Origin of the sequence: Bradyrhizobium sacchari (genome assembly GCF_002068095.1) — a bacterium.
Classification (GTDB): domain Bacteria; phylum Pseudomonadota; class Alphaproteobacteria; order Rhizobiales; family Xanthobacteraceae; genus Bradyrhizobium; species Bradyrhizobium sacchari.
Map to the genome: position 1 here is coordinate 225,324 of NZ_LWIG01000053.1, position 14,958 is coordinate 240,281.

Annotated in this window: 20 protein-coding genes; 11 read left to right on the top strand and 9 right to left on the bottom strand. The window is 64.7% G+C overall.

Annotation, left to right across the window (positions count from 1 at the left end):
• Positions 1–227 precede the first annotated feature (227 nt).
• Both A5906_RS34190 and A5906_RS34195 read left to right on the top strand, forming a co-directional pair.
• Complete coding sequence (locus A5906_RS34190; protein WP_080139509.1) at positions 228–479, top strand: hypothetical protein; 252 nt, start codon at positions 228–230, stop codon at positions 477–479.
• Positions 480–572: 93 nt separating this feature from the next.
• On the top strand, positions 573–1,205 hold the full coding sequence (locus tag A5906_RS34195) for a hypothetical protein (protein ID WP_080139510.1): 633 nt from the start codon (positions 573–575) through the stop codon (positions 1,203–1,205).
• An 8-nt stretch (positions 1,206–1,213) separates the two neighbouring features.
• Here the strand turns inward: A5906_RS34195 and A5906_RS34200 are convergent, their stop codons facing one another.
• Positions 1,214–1,699 carry a molecular chaperone DnaJ gene (locus A5906_RS34200; protein ID WP_080139511.1) on the bottom strand — a complete coding sequence of 162 codons (486 nt, stop codon included), beginning with the start codon at positions 1,697–1,699 and terminating at the stop codon, positions 1,214–1,216.
• 111 nt (positions 1,700–1,810) lie between these two features.
• Between A5906_RS34200 and A5906_RS34205 the strand changes: the two genes are divergently transcribed.
• Positions 1,811–2,578: an SDR family NAD(P)-dependent oxidoreductase gene (locus A5906_RS34205; RefSeq protein ID WP_080139512.1), complete on the top strand. Its 768-nt coding sequence runs from the start codon at positions 1,811–1,813 to the stop codon at positions 2,576–2,578.
• A 268-nt stretch (positions 2,579–2,846) separates the two neighbouring features.
• Positions 2,847–3,092 (top strand): helix-turn-helix domain-containing protein, encoded by a 246-nt coding sequence (locus A5906_RS34210; protein ID WP_018641007.1) that lies wholly within the window; start codon positions 2,847–2,849, stop codon positions 3,090–3,092.
• Between the two features lie 21 nt (positions 3,093–3,113).
• On the opposite strand, the gene A5906_RS34215 is transcribed toward A5906_RS34210, so the two are convergent.
• On the bottom strand, positions 3,114–3,383 hold the full coding sequence (locus tag A5906_RS34215; protein ID WP_080139513.1) for a hypothetical protein: 270 nt from the start codon (positions 3,381–3,383) through the stop codon (positions 3,114–3,116).
• Between the two features lie 159 nt (positions 3,384–3,542).
• Here A5906_RS34215 and A5906_RS34220 point away from each other — a divergent pair, with 159 nt between their 5' ends.
• Entirely contained in the window at positions 3,543–4,061 is a 519-nt protein-coding gene (locus tag A5906_RS34220; protein ID WP_080139514.1) for a collagen-like domain-containing protein, read from the top strand.
• 26 nt (positions 4,062–4,087) lie between these two features.
• Here the strand turns inward: A5906_RS34220 and A5906_RS34225 are convergent, their stop codons facing one another.
• Positions 4,088–4,309, bottom strand: coding sequence for a hypothetical protein (locus A5906_RS34225; protein WP_080139545.1), 222 nt, complete (start codon positions 4,307–4,309; stop codon positions 4,088–4,090).
• A gap of 98 nt (positions 4,310–4,407) precedes the next feature.
• Positions 4,408–4,674, bottom strand: coding sequence for a DUF2277 domain-containing protein (locus tag A5906_RS34230; RefSeq protein ID WP_080139515.1), 267 nt, complete (start codon positions 4,672–4,674; stop codon positions 4,408–4,410).
• A gap of 125 nt (positions 4,675–4,799) precedes the next feature.
• On the opposite strand from A5906_RS34230, the gene A5906_RS34235 reads away from it, so the two are divergent.
• From A5906_RS34235 to A5906_RS34245, 3 genes are all read left to right on the top strand, one after another.
• A complete protein-coding gene (locus A5906_RS34235) occupies positions 4,800–5,861 on the top strand; it encodes an alpha/beta fold hydrolase (RefSeq protein ID WP_080139546.1) in 1,062 nt (353 codons plus the stop codon).
• A 166-nt stretch (positions 5,862–6,027) separates the two neighbouring features.
• Positions 6,028–6,381, top strand: coding sequence for a hypothetical protein (locus A5906_RS34240; protein ID WP_080139516.1), 354 nt, complete (start codon positions 6,028–6,030; stop codon positions 6,379–6,381).
• A gap of 77 nt (positions 6,382–6,458) precedes the next feature.
• Entirely contained in the window at positions 6,459–7,061 is a 603-nt protein-coding gene (locus tag A5906_RS34245) for an MSMEG_1061 family FMN-dependent PPOX-type flavoprotein (RefSeq protein WP_080139547.1), read from the top strand.
• A gap of 85 nt (positions 7,062–7,146) precedes the next feature.
• Here the strand turns inward: A5906_RS34245 and bfr are convergent, their stop codons facing one another.
• Both bfr and A5906_RS34255 read right to left on the bottom strand, forming a co-directional pair.
• On the bottom strand, positions 7,147–7,635 hold the full coding sequence (gene bfr / locus A5906_RS34250; protein WP_018641014.1) for a bacterioferritin: 489 nt from the start codon (positions 7,633–7,635) through the stop codon (positions 7,147–7,149).
• A gap of 134 nt (positions 7,636–7,769) precedes the next feature.
• Entirely contained in the window at positions 7,770–8,042 is a 273-nt protein-coding gene (locus A5906_RS34255) for a (2Fe-2S)-binding protein (RefSeq protein ID WP_080139517.1), read from the bottom strand.
• A 591-nt stretch (positions 8,043–8,633) separates the two neighbouring features.
• Between A5906_RS34255 and A5906_RS34265 the strand changes: the two genes are divergently transcribed.
• Positions 8,634–8,954 carry a hypothetical protein gene (locus tag A5906_RS34265; RefSeq protein ID WP_080139549.1) on the top strand — a complete coding sequence of 107 codons (321 nt, stop codon included), beginning with the start codon at positions 8,634–8,636 and terminating at the stop codon, positions 8,952–8,954.
• Between the two features lie 594 nt (positions 8,955–9,548).
• On the opposite strand, the gene A5906_RS34275 is transcribed toward A5906_RS34265, so the two are convergent.
• Both A5906_RS34275 and ettA read right to left on the bottom strand, forming a co-directional pair.
• Positions 9,549–10,775, bottom strand: coding sequence for a lytic murein transglycosylase (locus A5906_RS34275; RefSeq protein ID WP_080139518.1), 1,227 nt, complete (start codon positions 10,773–10,775; stop codon positions 9,549–9,551).
• 7 nt (positions 10,776–10,782) lie between these two features.
• On the bottom strand, positions 10,783–12,432 hold the full coding sequence (gene ettA, locus A5906_RS34280) for an energy-dependent translational throttle protein EttA (RefSeq protein WP_080139519.1): 1,650 nt from the start codon (positions 12,430–12,432) through the stop codon (positions 10,783–10,785).
• A gap of 236 nt (positions 12,433–12,668) precedes the next feature.
• Between ettA and A5906_RS34285 the strand changes: the two genes are divergently transcribed.
• Positions 12,669–12,884, top strand: coding sequence for a hypothetical protein (locus A5906_RS34285; RefSeq protein ID WP_080139520.1), 216 nt, complete (start codon positions 12,669–12,671; stop codon positions 12,882–12,884).
• 130 nt (positions 12,885–13,014) lie between these two features.
• On the top strand, positions 13,015–13,977 hold the full coding sequence (locus A5906_RS34290; RefSeq protein WP_080139521.1) for a D-2-hydroxyacid dehydrogenase family protein: 963 nt from the start codon (positions 13,015–13,017) through the stop codon (positions 13,975–13,977).
• Positions 13,978–14,049: 72 nt separating this feature from the next.
• Here A5906_RS34290 and A5906_RS34295 read toward each other — a convergent pair.
• A partial coding sequence (locus A5906_RS34295; RefSeq protein WP_080139522.1) for a L,D-transpeptidase occupies positions 14,050–14,958 on the bottom strand: 909 nt, incomplete at its 5' end.

Consider the following 14,958-nt stretch of genomic DNA (forward strand, 5'->3'; position numbering starts at 1 on the left):
TATCGCATTCAAAAGGGCGGGTCGCACGAAGCGATCCGCCCTTCCTCTTTTTGCGGACGGCCCCCTTTTTCAGCGCATGCGCGCATTTCCGGCGTCCGCGCTTTGAACCTCATCAGCACGCGGAACTACTCACATCTTGTCCGGGGCGCATGCCAAGAAGCGCCCCGCGCCACTCCTCCCCATCATTATCGGGAGGCGCATCACATCTTTCATTTGAGGAGCTGATCATGCGTCGTATTTCCATGCTGTGCGCTGCTGCGGGTCTTGCCGTCACTGCCTTCGTCGCCGCGAGCCCTGCCGAAGCCAGCTATCATCTGATCCGCTGGCAGGACACCGGCTTCTGCCAGATCTGGGACGAGAGCATCCCGACCACGCCGTGGCCGGCCGGCTATCACCGCGCCAGCGCGACCGTGCCGACCTTCCTCGATGCGCTCGCGGTGAAAGACAATGCGCTGAAGGCCGGCCACTGCAGCTGGTAAGATTCGATCGGCGGACGACAAGGGCCGGGCAAGGATGCGATGCTAGCATCCTTGCCCGTTCGCGTTTCTATTCAGTTCCTGCGGGATCAATCGATGCGCACGTTCACCACGACGGCAGTCATCTTCGCGTTGTCACTCGTCTCGACGGTGCAGGCGCAAGCGCCGCAATCCTTCCGCGTGATCTCACCCATCTTCGGGCAGCTCGTCAGCTTCACGATGCCGTCGAATTTCGCGGTGGTGTTCGAGAACACCAAGGGCGGCCACTACATCCGTGAAGCCGCGCTCAAGGGCGAGACGCCCGAACAGTGGACCCAGATGATCACGGTCACAGGCGAGAAGGGCATGACGCTGATGCCGGATGCAACGCCCGAGAATCTCGCGGGCGCAATCGCCAGCGGCTTCAGATCGGCCTGCCCCGACAGCTATGCGGCGCAGTTGCTCGGCGCCATGACGTTCGGCCGCTTCGAGGCTTTCGCCGCCGTGGTCGGCTGCGGCCGCATCGACAGCGGCCCGACCCGGCACAGCGAGACCGCGCTGCTGATCACGCTGAAGGGGACCACCGACTATTACACCATCCAGTGGGCCGAGCGCGGCCCCGAGACCGACGAGCCGCCGGTCAGGGACGAACGCTGGCAGAGGCGCCTGAACGATCTCAACCCGATCGCGCTCTGCCCGATCGTAGCGGGAGAAGCCGCGCCCTATCCGAGCTGTGTGAACAAGAGCTGACGCGCTGCCTACGCGTCCTTGTGCGCGCCGGGATGAATCAGGACATCGCGCGCGGCGGCGAGGTCGATGAACGCTTGCGCGCTGCCGCCGTGATCGGGATGCATGCCCTTGGCGGCACGGCGGTAGGCCTGGTTGATGTCGTCGCAGGTGAGCTGCACCGCGAGAGGCAGGCCCAGCATCTTGCGGGCGCGATCCTCGCTGGAAAGCTTCTTCGGCATCGCATTGCGGCGGCCGAAGCGCGGCGCGGTCAGACCGTGGATGACTTCGAGCACCACACCGAGGCGGCGCTGGGCCGCCAGCGTGATGCTGTGATCATCATTGAGCACCGCCTGGCGCAGCACCGGAAGCGCCTGCTCGGCGGCCTGCCGCAGCGTGGCGTCCGTGCTCATCCGCGCGATCTCGGCCACGACCCGGCCCGCCTCGGCCCAGTCGGCCGGCTGTGCCGACCGCAGGCGTTCGAGACCGAGTTTCCAGGATTCAAGCCGTTCCATCATGCGCGCAACGTTTAGCAATCGGGATCAGTATGCCAAGGCCGCCGTTTCGGACCCCTTAATTTCGGGTTAGCCTTTCATGAAACTTAGAAACGAAATCGGGAGGAAAATGTCATGGCATTGCTCGCAAACCACATTGCCGTCGTCACGGGCGCTGGCTCCGGCATCGGCCGGGCGATCGCGGCCGGGTACGCGCGCGAGGGCGCGCAAGTGGTGCTGCTCGACGTCAACGCCGACACGGTCGCCGAAGCCGCGCAGGAGATCCGAAAATCGGGCGGCAAGGCCGAGAGCTTCGCGCTCGACGTGACCAGGCGCGAAGATTGCTTTGCGCTGGCAAAGCAGGTCGCAGGCAAGGTCGGGCAGGTCTCGATCCTCGTCAACAATGCCGGCATCACCCGACGCAACGCCTTCACGGCGGAGACCGAGACGGTCGCGAAGGACTGGAACGACATCATCTCGCTCAACCTCAACGGCGTCTTCAACATGACGCAGGCCTTCCTCACGCCCCTGCGCGCGAGCAAGGGCCGCATAGTCAATATCGGCTCGATCCAGTCCTTCGTGCATCTGCGCACGCCGAGCTCGGCGGCGTATACGACCTCGAAGCACGGCGTGCTCGGCTTCACCAAGGCGCTCGCGGTCGAGCTCGGCAAGGAGGGCGTGCGCGTCAACGCGATCGGACCGGGCTTCATCGAGACCAATATCAACGCCCAGGTGCGCGCCACCAATCCGGCGCTGGTGCAGGCCTTCGTCGATCACACACCGCTCGCGCGCACCGGCAAGCCCGAGGACATCGTGGGCCCCGCGATCTTCCTTGCCTCGGACCTGTCGGCCTATGTCACCGGAACGATCGTGATGGTGGACGGCGGGTACCGGACGGTGTGAGCGGAGCGCCTTTGTTGACACTCGCCCGGTGGCATCGTGCACCCCGCGAGTCATGACGGTCGACACCGCGGATCGAATTAGGTCCGCATCGCCATGCATCTTCTGCCAAACGCGGCCGCTTCGCGGCATTCTTGAGGTCAATTGGGTGCGATCGCCCGCAATTAACCCTTCATTAACCAAACCCGCACACCGTGGTTCTACGGCCTGGGGGTCGTTTGTTCTCGATCCGCTTCCAGCGAAGGAAGCGGGCGTTGATCGGGGTGTATTGATGACCACTGTTCATGTCGCGGCGCCGCAGGACGCACAATTCCTCGCTCCTAACCAGATCGTTCCTCTACTGATCGGCGCAACCGTCGACGAGGTCGAGCGCGAGCTCGTACTCCAGACGCTCGCGCGCTGCGACGGCAACCGCACACGCGCATCGCGCGTGCTCGGCCTGTCGGTGCGCACGCTGCGCAACAAGATCAGGCTCTATGCCGCCTCAGGCATCGAGGTGCCGACCTGTCAGGAGTAGTGCGCAACTGCGTGCGGACGATCAATCCGCCTGCGAGGCCGCGCCGCCGGACAAACGGCGCAGCCCGCGCCGCGCACACATGCCGGCCAGCATGGCAAGCGCGATGATCGCGACCGCTGCCGTCATCAGCTCGATGGCGCGAAGGACGAAAGCCGTCATCACGGACCATGACGGCTGCGGCTCCTCGGCGAAGGCAATCGGCACGATGCCGGGCACGAGCAACTGGGCCACGACGATGGCCGCGGCAAGCACCGCGACGGACAGGCAGAACATCTTCCATGCTGCGCGCATCGATCGCTCCTCGCGATGATCGTGTGCCTGCGCGACTCAATGACACGACGCCTCGCCCTGTCGATTGATGTTGATCAAGCCCGGCGCGATGCGCGGGTAGAATTGCTGCTGTCGTCAAACGCCGCTAAGTAGCTGGCTTCCGATCAAGGGAGCAGTGGCGTGGCAGACGATCAGGGACGGCAGGGACCTCCGGGTCCGCGTGGGCGGCAGGGCGAACCGGGACGGCCGGGACCTCAGGGTCATCCGGGCAAGCGGGGCCCGGACGGCGCGCGCGGCAAGCCGGGACCCCAGGGCAAGCCGGGACCGGTCGGAAAGGCAGGCCCCCTGGGCAAGGCCGGGCCGCAAGGCAAGCCGGGTGAAGCCGGTCCGCGCGGCGCCGCCGGAGCGCAGGGACCGGTTGGACCGCAGGGGCCGGCGGGGCCGCAAGGCCCCCGCGGCGAGGCCGGACCGCCCGGCCAGCTCCCGTCGATCGAACAGGTGCTGCCCTGGCTCGACCAGCTCTTCGACGCCTGGGACGAACGCCGCCGCCAGCGCGAGCGCGAAGCCGCCGAGCGCGAGGCGCTGGAGGCTGCCGTCATGGAGACCAGTGAGCCGATCGCCGATGATGAGGACGACGGCAACGAAGCCGACGATCACAAGAAAAAGAAGAAAAAGAAGAAGCACGGCAACAAGAACTGACGGCGTGCTCGCGCCGGACGCAGCGATCAAGATGGCTGGGAAGAATCATCCCGACGCGGCAGCATACCCATGCGCTCGAACTGCCAGCGCATGGCGCGATACCAGAGATAACCGACCGCTGCGCCGCACAGGGCCAGGATCACAACGTTCGCGCTCGAGAACGAGCCGCTCCACCACATCATCCACGCGGTCCACAGCAGCGTGAAGATGATGGCACCTGCTTTGAGGGGAAGAAGGGGGCGGCTCATGGTCGTGCTCCGGGCTGTCAAAACCCCGGCAGACATCCTTGCAAGTCGAGGCGCCCCGGACCGTGAGCCAGATCACGGAACGAGCCGGAAGCCCGCCGCTAACCGAACCGCAACCGCGAACGCTCCTTCGCCTTCTCAGCCTCGACCTCGCGGTCGCGCGCCGGGGCATGGGTATGCAGCGAGGTCAGGAGCCTTCGCGCGGCGTCCGAGACCTCTGCCACGGCGCGATCGAAAGCGGCCTCATTGGCCTGTGACGGCTTGTTGAAGCCGGACAGCTTGCGCACGAACTGCAACGCCGAGGCGTGGATCTCCTCCTCCGTCGCCGGCGGCTCGAAGTTGAACAGCGTCTTGATGTTGCGGCACATGCAGCGTCTCTCCGGGGTTTCCACAAGGACGATCGGCGGAGGTGAAATCCTACATCCTTCCCCGCACTTCTGCTAAGTTCCACGGCAAGGCGGCCGACGACCACGAGCCGCACGGGGAGAGAGACATGAAAGCTTCTTGCGCAGCGCTGGCAGGCGTTCTGCTGTCCGTTTCGACATGGGCGATGGCTGCCGATTATCCCGCGCCCAAGCAAGGCGACTGGATCGCCAGGGACTTCAGGTTCCACACCGGCGAGACCATGCCGGAGCTGAAGCTGCACTACACCACCGTCGGCGAGCCGACCGGCCAGCCCGTATTGGTGCTGCATGGAACGGGCGGCTCCGGCGCGAGCATGCTGACGCCCTCCTTTGCGGGCGAACTGTTCGGCGCAGGACAGCCGCTCGACGCGTCCAAATATTACATCATCATTCCCGACAGCATCGGCCATGGCAAATCGTCAAAACCTTCCGACGGCATGAAGACGGGCTTTCCGAAGTACGATTACGACGACATGGTCGAGGCGCAGTACCGGCTTGTGACGGAAGGGCTCGGCGTCAAGCATTTGCGGCTCGTCATCGGCAATTCGATGGGCGGCATGCACGCCTGGCTGTGGGGCGAGAAATATCCGAAGGCGATGGATGCGCTGATCCCGATGGCCTCGCAGCCGACCGAGATGGCATCGCGCAACTGGATGCTGCGGCGGATCATGCTCGACACTATCCGGAGCGATCCCGACTACAATGGCGGCAACTACACCAGCCAGCCGCGCATGATGAAATACGCCGTCACAGCCTACGGCATCGCCAGCATCGGCGGAACGCTGGCCTATCAATCGCAGGCGCCGACGGCGGCCAAGGCCGACAAGATCGTCGACGAACGGCTGGCGACGCCGATCACGGCTGATACCAACGATTTCCTCTACCAGTGGGAATCCTCGCACAACTACAATGCGGGCGAGAAGCTCGAGGCCATCGAGGCCTCGCTGCTACTGATCAATTCCGCCGACGACGAACGCAATCCGCCCGAGACCGGCATCACCGACGCCGCGATGAAGCGGGTCAAGAACGGCCGCCTGTACCTGATCCCCGCCAGCACCGAGACACGAGGCCACGGCACCACCGGCAATGCAAAGTTCTACAGCGAGCAGATCCGGCAATTTCTGCAAACCGCGCCGCAACGGACGATGTAGCACAGAGCGCAAATCCTGATATCGCAATGCATCATATGCGGCGCCTCGGCGCCGCATATTATTTGAGCATGCAATGCGACGACAGCTCGGGCTTAATCGCGTCAACGATACGAATCGATGCGCGGGGCAATCGCGCGCCACGGGCACGAGACGCGATGAGGATCGCATGCACAGGTTAGCGCTGTGCGTCTGGCTGGCAGCGATGACGGTGCTGACGAGCGCCGCGCTCGCGTTTGACAACGGGCAATATGATCACGTCCCGCCCGACATTCGCGCCTGGTTCAAGAGCGTGATCGCGCCGAACGGCGTGCCCTGCTGCGACATTTCCGATGGCCATCGCACGGACTATGACGTGCGCGGCGGCACCTATTGGGTGCCGATCGAGGGACAGTGGATGGAAGTGCCCGAGCGCGCCGTCATCCGCGACCAGGGCAATCCGGTGGGCCAGGCCGTGGTGTGGTACGTCCACCATCGCGGCGCCATCATCATCAGCTGCTTCGTACCGGCGGATGCCGTCTAACGTGTCTTGAGGGATTCCATTGGCTGGAGGCGGTGCGATCGGCTAGTTTGAGGCCAAGCCGATGCGGAGGTATGCCGTTGACCGATCTTTGCGCCGAAGACCTCGCCACCATCTATGCCAAGCCGAGCCCGCGCGTGATCGCGAAAGCGCGTCCCGCGATCGATGCGCATGCGAAGAAATTCATCGAGATGTCACCGTTCTGCGTGCTTGCGACATCGGGCGCTGACGGCAGCGTCGACGCCTCTCCGCGCGGCGGTGGCATCGGCTTCGTGCGCGTCGCCGGTCCCAACCAGTTGCTGATGCCCGATCGCTCAGGCAACAACCGGATCGACAGTTTTCGCAATGTCGTCGAAGGCTCGGGTTTCGTGCATCTGTTGTTCTTTGTCCCCGGTATCGACGAGACGCTACGCGTCGGCGGACGCGGCACCCTGTCGGCCGATCCGGACCTGCTTGCCTCCATGGTGGAATTCGGCAAGCCGCCGCGCGCGGTGCTGAACGTTGCGGTGAGCGAAGTCTATTTCCACTGCGGCAAGGCGCTGATGCGCTCGAAGCTGTGGTCCGCGGACAAGGTGCAGCGCGCGGTGATGCCGAGCATCGTCGAAGTCATTCACGACCAGACGGGCTTGGGCGAACGGGAGAGCCAGGCGATCGTGGAAGAGCGCTACAAGGCGCAGCTGTAGGTGACTACAGCAGTCGTCCCGGCCCCCGCGCGCATTTGCGCAACCAGGCCGGGATGACATGACAGGATGCGGCTAGAGCCGGAGCTTAATGCCCCTCGCCCTCGAGCCCGCCGACGTGCTTCTGGGTGTAGAGCTCGAGGCCGATGCGGCCGATCAGGTCGAGCTGGGTCTCGAGGAAGTCGATGTGGTGCTCCTCGTCGCTCATCAGCTTCTCGAACAGGTCACGCGTGACGTAATCCTTGACGCTGTGGCAGTAGGTGGCCGCCTCCTGATAGAGCGCCCGCGCGCTCATCTCGGCGGCGAGGTCGCACTCGATGATCTCCTTGACGTTCTGGCCGATGCGCAGGGGATCGAGCACCTGCATGTTCGGAAAGCCGTCGAAGAACAGGATGCGCGCGGTCAGCTTGTCGGCGTGCTCCATCTCCTCAATGGACTCCTTGCGCCAGACCTTGGCCATGTCGAGGAGACCCCAATTGTCGAGGAAGCGGTAGTGCAGCCAATACTGGTTGATCGCGGTCAGCTCGTGACGCAGTGCCTTGTTGAGATAGTCGATGACTTTTGCGTCGCCCTGCATGGTTCACTCCAGCTTCTTGCAGTCCAAATCGGTCCTGAACCGAATTTAGAACGCTTCTAAATGAGTTTAGTTACGGGAGCAACCGGCTACGGGGACGTAACCGTGGGAAAGCTCGAGCAACGATGCGGAAGATTTCAGCAGGCCGCCAGCGCGAACTGGGCGGGTTCGGCCGTCTCGTCATTGGCGGCCACAGTGTGGGTGTGCGGACAGCCGGCACAGCAGGACTTGGCGCAGGGGCCGAGTGCTTCGTCGATGATCGTCTTGATCGTCCGGGCGCAGCGTCCGCATTCGGCGCTGCAGCCAAGGCATCCATAGACCTGCTTGGCATGACGCACCGCGTCGTCGGATTCGGCGACGGCGGCGCGGATATCGTCATCGCTCAGCACGTTACAGGAACAAACGATCATGGAAGCGGCAGGCCCTTCGGTGATGCGCCATCATCGATATTTAACGGGCCAGCCGGATGCAAAGGGAAAAACCGGTATTTGAAGCTATTCCAAACTGGCCCGCAAACAGCCTAGAACGGCTCTAAAATAGGGTATTGCGGCGGATCAAGGTTGGGTACGCCTAGNCCGCCTCCCCCGCCGCCGTCGCCGCCCCCGCAATCTCCACTACTGCTGCCGCTGTCGCTGCTGGAACAGCTGCCGCCGTCGGTCGAACTGCCCGAACTGTCGCTGGAGAACCAGCTGCCCAGCGAGAAGCCGTCATTGCCCGATCCGGAATAGCTGTCGCTGCTCCCGCCATCACTGCCGTCCGCTGCGCGCGGACGTCGCTGACCACGATTCTGGATGTGGGTGAACCAGCCGAAGCCGATCGCAAAGATGACCCCGGCCGCAATCAGGGTGTTCATCATGGTACTGCCCATCGCCATCTCCCTGCGGGCCTGCGGTTCATACCAATTGGTCGCCCCCGGCAAAGGTGCCGTTCATTGATCATTCAAGCGAAGTATGGAACTCTGCCCAAAGAGTTCCCGCGTGCTTATGCGAAAGGTCCAACCGATGAAGAAGTCGCTCCTGGCAGCCGTTGCCATCGCCACTGTGGCCCTGACGGCCGGAACGCCGGCCCATGCCCAGCGCGGCGTCGCAGCCGGCGTGGCGGCGGGCATCATCGGTGGCGCCATCGTCGGCGGCGCGCTGGCCTCTCCGTATTATTACGGACCTGGCCCAGGCTATTATGAACCGGGCTACTACCCGCCGCGCTACTACGCGCCGGGCCCGGGTTATGTCGCCGACGACTATTACGGCGGCTGCGTCTGGCAGAGGCAGCGCTTCTGGGACGGCTACGCCTGGCGCGTCCGCCGTGTCCGGGTTTGCGGCTGAAACCCCTGAGCCGGCTCGTTTGCAGCGCTTGCCTGGACCGGTTGACTACGGATATGCCGTTCATCTTGGAGCCCGAAAAAGACCGCTTTTTCTCGTCACAGCTCCGTGTGCGTTTACCGTGGATTGACCATTTGCGCGCTTCCTAGCCGCAAGGCCAATTCCATCAGAGTGTGCGTGAACCTTTGAACCCCGGGTGCCTCTAACAAGGGGAACCCATCTCCCAGGAGAGCCAAGAGCATGAAGAAGACTTTAGTTGCCGCCCTCACGGTTGCGACGGTCGCCGGTTCGCTGGTGACCGCCACGCCGTCTGCCAAAGCCGGTGACAACGTCGGCGCCGGCATCGCAGCCGGCCTGATCGGCGGCGCCATCGTCGGCGGCGCCATCGCGTCGAGCCGCCCCNGGCGGTCCCGTTTACGTCGCCGAGCCCCCGCCGCCCGCGCCCTGCTACTGGCGTCGTGAGCGCTATTGGGACGGCTACGGCTGGGTCAGCCGTCCGGTTCGCGTCTGCTACTGATCCGATCGTGCGGCGCCCCTCGGCGCCACGATCGAAGCCCGGCCGAGAGCATCGGCCGGGCTTTTTCTTTTGGTCACACGCTAGCGCGCCGCCTGGATCGAACGCAGCACCTCTTCACTCGGCCAGCAATCGACCTTGAGTCCTGCCGTCTTCTGATAGGCGCCGAGCGCAGCGCGGGTCAGCATGCCCGCCTTGCCGTCGATCTTGTCCTTGTAGAGCCCGACGCGGGTGAGCCCGCGCTGCATGGCCTCGACATCCTTCGTGCGCAGTTGCTTCGAAGCCGACCAGGGCGTTGCAAACGGCAGCGGGCTCGTCATTCGATCGCTGAGATGGCCGACGAACAGCACGTAGAGATCGGAGAAATTGTATTCCTTGATGACGAAGTAATTCTTCGTCGTGAGGAATGACGGACCGTAGATTCCTTCCGGCTGGAGCAGCGAGGCCGGCTGCGCCAGCTCGCCGGCACTCAACTTCTGTCCACGCACCGGCACAAAACCTTCGCGCAGCCACTGGCCGATCGGCTTCGTCACCTCCGGCACACCGGCGGTGCAATCGACCTTCGCAGGTGCCTGCACCTCATAGGCCCAGCGCACGCCGCTCTGCCAGCCCTTGTTGACGAGCTGCTGCGCGGCGGAGGCCAGCGCATCCGGCACCGAATGCCAGATGTCGACGCGGCCGTCGCGGTCGAAATCAACGCCGTGCTTGTAATACTCCGACGGCAGGAACTGCGTGAGTCCGGTCGCCCCGGCCCAGGACGAGCGCATGTCCTTGCGCGTCACCACGCCTTCGCCGAGAATCTTCAGCGCCAGGATGAACTCGTTGCGATAGGTGTCCTTGCGCCGGCCGACATAGGCCTGCGTCGCCAGGACACGCACCAGATCATAGGGCAGCGTGTAGCGGCCGTAATCGGTCTCGCGGCCCCAGATCGCGAGCATCACGGTCGCCGGCACGCCGGAGCTCCTCTCGATTTCGGTCAGCGCCGGCCGATATTTTTGCAGCAGCCGCTGCCCCTCGCCGGCGAGCCGCGCGATCGAGGCCTCCTTGACATAGTCCGCAGGCACCTGCACGAACTCGGCCTGCGAGGGCGCACCCGTCGCGGGCCGTCCCGGCAGGATCAGATCGGGCAGCTTGTAGTCGGGCTCGAGCCCGCGCGTCTGTTCGTCGAACGTCGCGCGAGAGACACCGGCCGCCTGCGCCTCCGGCCAGAGCGAGGCGATGAACTGCGTGAAGGCGGCGTCGGCGGCGCGGGCGGACGACCAGCCGCAGGTGACCGCGATCACCGCAGCGATGAGCGCCCGCCGCATCATGCCGAAATCACCGCGTCAGCTTCTTGTACTTGACGCGGTGCGGAATGATGCTGTCCTGGCCGAGCCGGCGCATCTTGTCCTTTTCGTAGTCCTGGAAGTTGCCTTCGAACCATTCGACATGGCTGTCGCCCTCGAAGGCCAGGATGTGGGTCGCGATGCGGTCGAGGAACCAGCGATCGTGGCTGATGATGACAGCGCAGCCGGCAAAATCCTCCAGCGCCTCTTCGAGCGCGCGCAGCGTGTCGACGTCGAGGTCGTTGGTCGGCTCGTCGAGCAGCAGAACGTTGGCGCCGGACTTCAGCATCTTGGCGAGATGCACGCGGTTGCGTTCACCGCCCGAGAGTGCGCCGACCTTCTTCTGCTGGTCCGCGCCCTTGAAGTTGAACGACGAGCAATAGCCGCGCGAGTTCACTTCCTTCTTGCCGAGCAGGATCAGCTCGTTGCCTCCCGAGATCTCCTCCCACACGGTCTTCTTGCCGTCGAGCGCATCGCGCGACTGGTCGACATAACCGAGATGCACGGTCTCGCCCACCGTGATCGTGCCCTTGTCCGGCTGTTCCTGCTTGGTGATCATCTTGAACAGCGTGGTCTTGCCGGCGCCGTTGGCACCGATCACGCCGACGATGCCGCCGGGCGGCAGCTTGAAGGTGAGATCGTCGATCAGGAGACGATCGCCATAGCCTTTGCTGAGTGCTTCGAAATCGACCACGTTGGCGCCGAGCCGCTCGGCGACGGGGATGATGATCTGCGCGGTCTGGGTCTGCTTCTCGCTGGCCTGCTTGAGCAGTTCCTCATAGCGTTGATAGCGCGCCTTAGACTTGGCCTGGCGCGCCTTGGGCGAGGACGCCACCCACTCCTGCTCGCGGGCCAGCGTCTTCTGGTGGGCGGCCTCCTCGCGGCCTTCCTGCTCCAGGCGCTTCTGCTTTTGCACCAGCCAGGACGAGTAGTTGCCCTCATAGGGAATGCCGCGGCCGCGATCGAGCTCGAGGATCCAGCCCGTGACGTTGTCGAGGAAGTAGCGGTCGTGGGTGACGATCAGGATCGCGCCGGGATAGTTGCGAAGATGGCCTTCCAGCCACGACACCGACTCGGCATCGAGATGGTTGGTCGGCTCGTCCAGCAGCAGCAGCTCGGGCTGGTCGAGCAAAAGGCGGCACAGCGCGACGCGGCGGCGCTCACCGCCCGACAGCTTTGTGACATCGGCGTCGTCAGGCGGACAGCGCAGCGCATCCATGGCCTGGTCGACCTTGCTGTCGAGATCCCAGAGGCCCTGGGCCTCGATCTCGTCCTGCAGCTTGGTCATCTCGTCGGCGGTCTCGTCCGAATAATTGACTGCGAGCTCGTTGTAGCGGTCGAGGATCGCCTTCTGCTTGGCGACGCCCTGCATGACGTTCTCGCGCACGGACAGCGCAGGATCCAGGTGGGGCTCCTGCTCGAGATAGCCGACGCGGGCGCCCTCGGCGACCCAGGCCTCGCCGGTATATTCCTTGTCGAGGCCGGCCATGATCTTGAGCAGCGTCGACTTACCCGAGCCGTTGACGCCGAGCACGCCGATCTTGGCGTCCGGGTAGAACGACAAATGGATGTTATCGAGCACCTTCCGGGTCGGGTAGCTCTTGGTCAGGCCCTGCATGAAATAGATGAACTGGCGCGCCATCGGTCCCGTGAAACCTTCAATTTGAGGAGATTTGCTTAGCCAGCGATGTAACGATCCCGCCCCCAAAGGGCAACGTTTTCCCTCCGTTCACCACGGATGAATACGGGACGGACACCATCCGGACCCAGATCCGGACAATTGAAACCATTTTTTAATAAAGCAGGCCAAAGCTCGGTTTCGCGCGGAAACAACGCCGCCCGCTCAGAACGAACGGGGGAGCACAGCGAGGCCGCATCATGGCTCTGATCGAGACCCATTCTCTTCCTGTTCCGGCAGCAGCCGGCCACGCCTCCGGCTTCGTCTCGGAGATCAAGGCCTTCTGGAAGCGCTTCTTCGCCACCGCCTTCAACCCCTACCGGCCCGAACTGCACTACATGCGCGGCCCGGGCCCCGCATGGCGCGCCAAGCACGGCCTGGATGCGCCGATCCGGTTGAAGCCCCGCGACCTCTGAGCCGCTCCTCCCTATCGGATTTTTGAAGACCCAAGCTGCTTGCGCGCGAGCCTGATTGCGCGCAACCATGGCCCGGTTCCGACGACGGCGCCCCGCCAGCGCCGTCACCTCTCGCCATGGATGAATGCTGATGAGCCGGCTGCGCTGTGCGATCCTCGACGACTATTTCAACCTCGCCCTCGACGTCGCCGATTGGCCGAAACTATCCGACCGCATCGACATCACCGTGTTCAGCCATCCCTTCGCCTCGGAGCAGGCCGCGGCAAGCGCGCTGGCCGATTTCGAGATCATCTGCGCGATGCGCGAGCGCACTGCGTTCCCCAAGAGCCTGTTCGACAGCCTGCCGAAGCTGAAGCTGCTGCTGACCTCAGGCATGCGCAACGCTGCAATCGACATGGAGGCGGCAAAGGCGAAGGGCGTCGCCATAGGGGGCACGCAATATTCCCGCGATCCCACGGCCCCGCTGACCATGGGCCTGATCCTGGAGCTGACCCGCGGCATCGGGCGCGAGAACGCGCGCATGCATGCGGGCGAACCGTGGCAGACCTTTGCCGGTGTCGAGATCGAGGGGATGACGCTCGGCATCATCGGGCTCGGCAAGCTCGGCAGCAAGATGGCGGGCATTGCCAAGGCCTTCGGCATGAACGTGATCGCCTGGAGCCCGAACCTGACGCCCGAGAAGTGCGCGGCGGCCGGCGTCGGCTATGCCACCAAGGAGGAGCTGTTCGCCAGGGCCGACATCATCACCATCCATGTGGTGCTGAGCGACCGCTCGCGCGGTCTTGTCGGCCGCGCTGATCTCGCGCGGATGAAGCCCACCGCTTTCCTCGTCAACACCGCGCGCGGGCCGATCGTGGACGAGCAGGCGCTGCTGGAAGCCTTGCAGCAGCGGAAGATCGCGGGCGCCGGTTTGGATGTGTTCTCGGTCGAGCCGCTGCCGATCGACCATCCCTTCCGCAAGCTCGACAATCTCGTGCTGACGCCGCATCTCGGCTACGCGACCGAGGACGGGTTGCGTATCCACTACGGCCAGATGGTCGAGGCGATCGACGCCTTCACCAAAGGCGGCGAGCTGCCGCGCAAGCTGGCCTGAAACGACGCAGACCTCAAAAAAATGGGCGTGCCGACGGCACGCCCTTTCGCAATTTGATCTCGTTCGAGGCGCTTAGCGCACGGTGACCGGGGCGGGGAGCGGCGGCACGACCGTCGGCTGCGTGCCGGGGACCGGGCCGGCCTGGGCCGACATCGGAGCCGGCGCAGCAGCACCCGGCGCGGGCGCAGCGGAAGCGGTCGCCGTTCCCGGCGGCGGGCCACCGGGCATTACCACCACGCGGGTACCGACCTTGACGCGATCGAACAGGTCCGAGACGTCCTCGTTCAGCATGCCGATGCAGCCGGACGACACGAACTTGCCGATGGTCGAGGGCTGGTTGGTGCCGTGGATGCGGTAGACGGTCGAGCCGAGATACATCGCGCGGGCACCGAGCGGATTGCCGGGGCCGCCGGCCATGAAGCGCGGCAAATAGGGCTGGCGCTCGATCATCTCGGTCGGCGGATGCCAATCCGGCCACTCCGCCTTGCGGGTGATCTTCTGCACGCCGGTCCAGGTGAAGCCGTCGCGGCCGACGCGGACGCCGTAGCGGATCGCGCGGCCGTTGCCGAGCACGTAATAGAGGTAGGTGTTCGGCGTATCGACCACCAGCGTGCCAGCCGGCTCCTTGGTCTGGAAGGAGACTTCCTGGCGGCGCAGATTCTGCGGCAGCTGCGCCGGTGCGGCATCGGGCTGCTCCTCGGGCGGCAGCGAGGCGATCGTCATCGGCCGGCCATCGGCGCCGACCGGCGGCTGCCCGGCCTGAACCGTTCCGGTCGCGGCGGGACCACCGACTGCCTCGGGCGGACGCAGGCCGTCATTGGCCGGAGCCTGCTGGCCCGGACGATTGGCATAGATCACCGGCGGCGGGCCGGCGGGTCGGCCGTAGCGCGGATCATCCGGCGACATCACGGGGCCCTGCGGCGGAGCCGCCGAATAGACCGGCGGAGCGCCAGCCGGACGGCCATAACGCGGATCATCCGG

Coding starts and splice junctions, on each gene's coding strand:
- A5906_RS34190 (WP_080139509.1), top strand. CDS start 228: ATGCGTCGTATTTCCATGCTGTGCGCTGCTGCGGGTCTTGCCGTCACT.
- A5906_RS34195 (WP_080139510.1), top strand. CDS start 573: ATGCGCACGTTCACCACGACGGCAGTCATCTTCGCGTTGTCACTCGTC.
- A5906_RS34200 (WP_080139511.1), bottom strand. CDS start 1,699: ATGATGGAACGGCTTGAATCCTGGAAACTCGGTCTCGAACGCCTGCGG.
- A5906_RS34205 (WP_080139512.1), top strand. CDS start 1,811: ATGGCATTGCTCGCAAACCACATTGCCGTCGTCACGGGCGCTGGCTCC.
- A5906_RS34210 (WP_018641007.1), top strand. CDS start 2,847: ATGACCACTGTTCATGTCGCGGCGCCGCAGGACGCACAATTCCTCGCT.
- A5906_RS34215 (WP_080139513.1), bottom strand. CDS start 3,383: ATGCGCGCAGCATGGAAGATGTTCTGCCTGTCCGTCGCGGTGCTTGCC.
- A5906_RS34225 (WP_080139545.1), bottom strand. CDS start 4,309: ATGAGCCGCCCCCTTCTTCCCCTCAAAGCAGGTGCCATCATCTTCACG.
- A5906_RS34230 (WP_080139515.1), bottom strand. CDS start 4,674: ATGTGCCGCAACATCAAGACGCTGTTCAACTTCGAGCCGCCGGCGACG.
- A5906_RS34235 (WP_080139546.1), top strand. CDS start 4,800: ATGAAAGCTTCTTGCGCAGCGCTGGCAGGCGTTCTGCTGTCCGTTTCG.
- A5906_RS34240 (WP_080139516.1), top strand. CDS start 6,028: ATGCACAGGTTAGCGCTGTGCGTCTGGCTGGCAGCGATGACGGTGCTG.
- bfr (WP_018641014.1), bottom strand. CDS start 7,635: ATGCAGGGCGACGCAAAAGTCATCGACTATCTCAACAAGGCACTGCGT.
- A5906_RS34255 (WP_080139517.1), bottom strand. CDS start 8,042: ATGATCGTTTGTTCCTGTAACGTGCTGAGCGATGACGATATCCGCGCC.
- A5906_RS34265 (WP_080139549.1), top strand. CDS start 8,634: ATGAAGAAGTCGCTCCTGGCAGCCGTTGCCATCGCCACTGTGGCCCTG.
- A5906_RS34275 (WP_080139518.1), bottom strand. CDS start 10,775: ATGATGCGGCGGGCGCTCATCGCTGCGGTGATCGCGGTCACCTGCGGC.
- ettA (WP_080139519.1), bottom strand. CDS start 12,432: ATGGCGCGCCAGTTCATCTATTTCATGCAGGGCCTGACCAAGAGCTAC.
- A5906_RS34285 (WP_080139520.1), top strand. CDS start 12,669: ATGGCTCTGATCGAGACCCATTCTCTTCCTGTTCCGGCAGCAGCCGGC.
- A5906_RS34290 (WP_080139521.1), top strand. CDS start 13,015: ATGAGCCGGCTGCGCTGTGCGATCCTCGACGACTATTTCAACCTCGCC.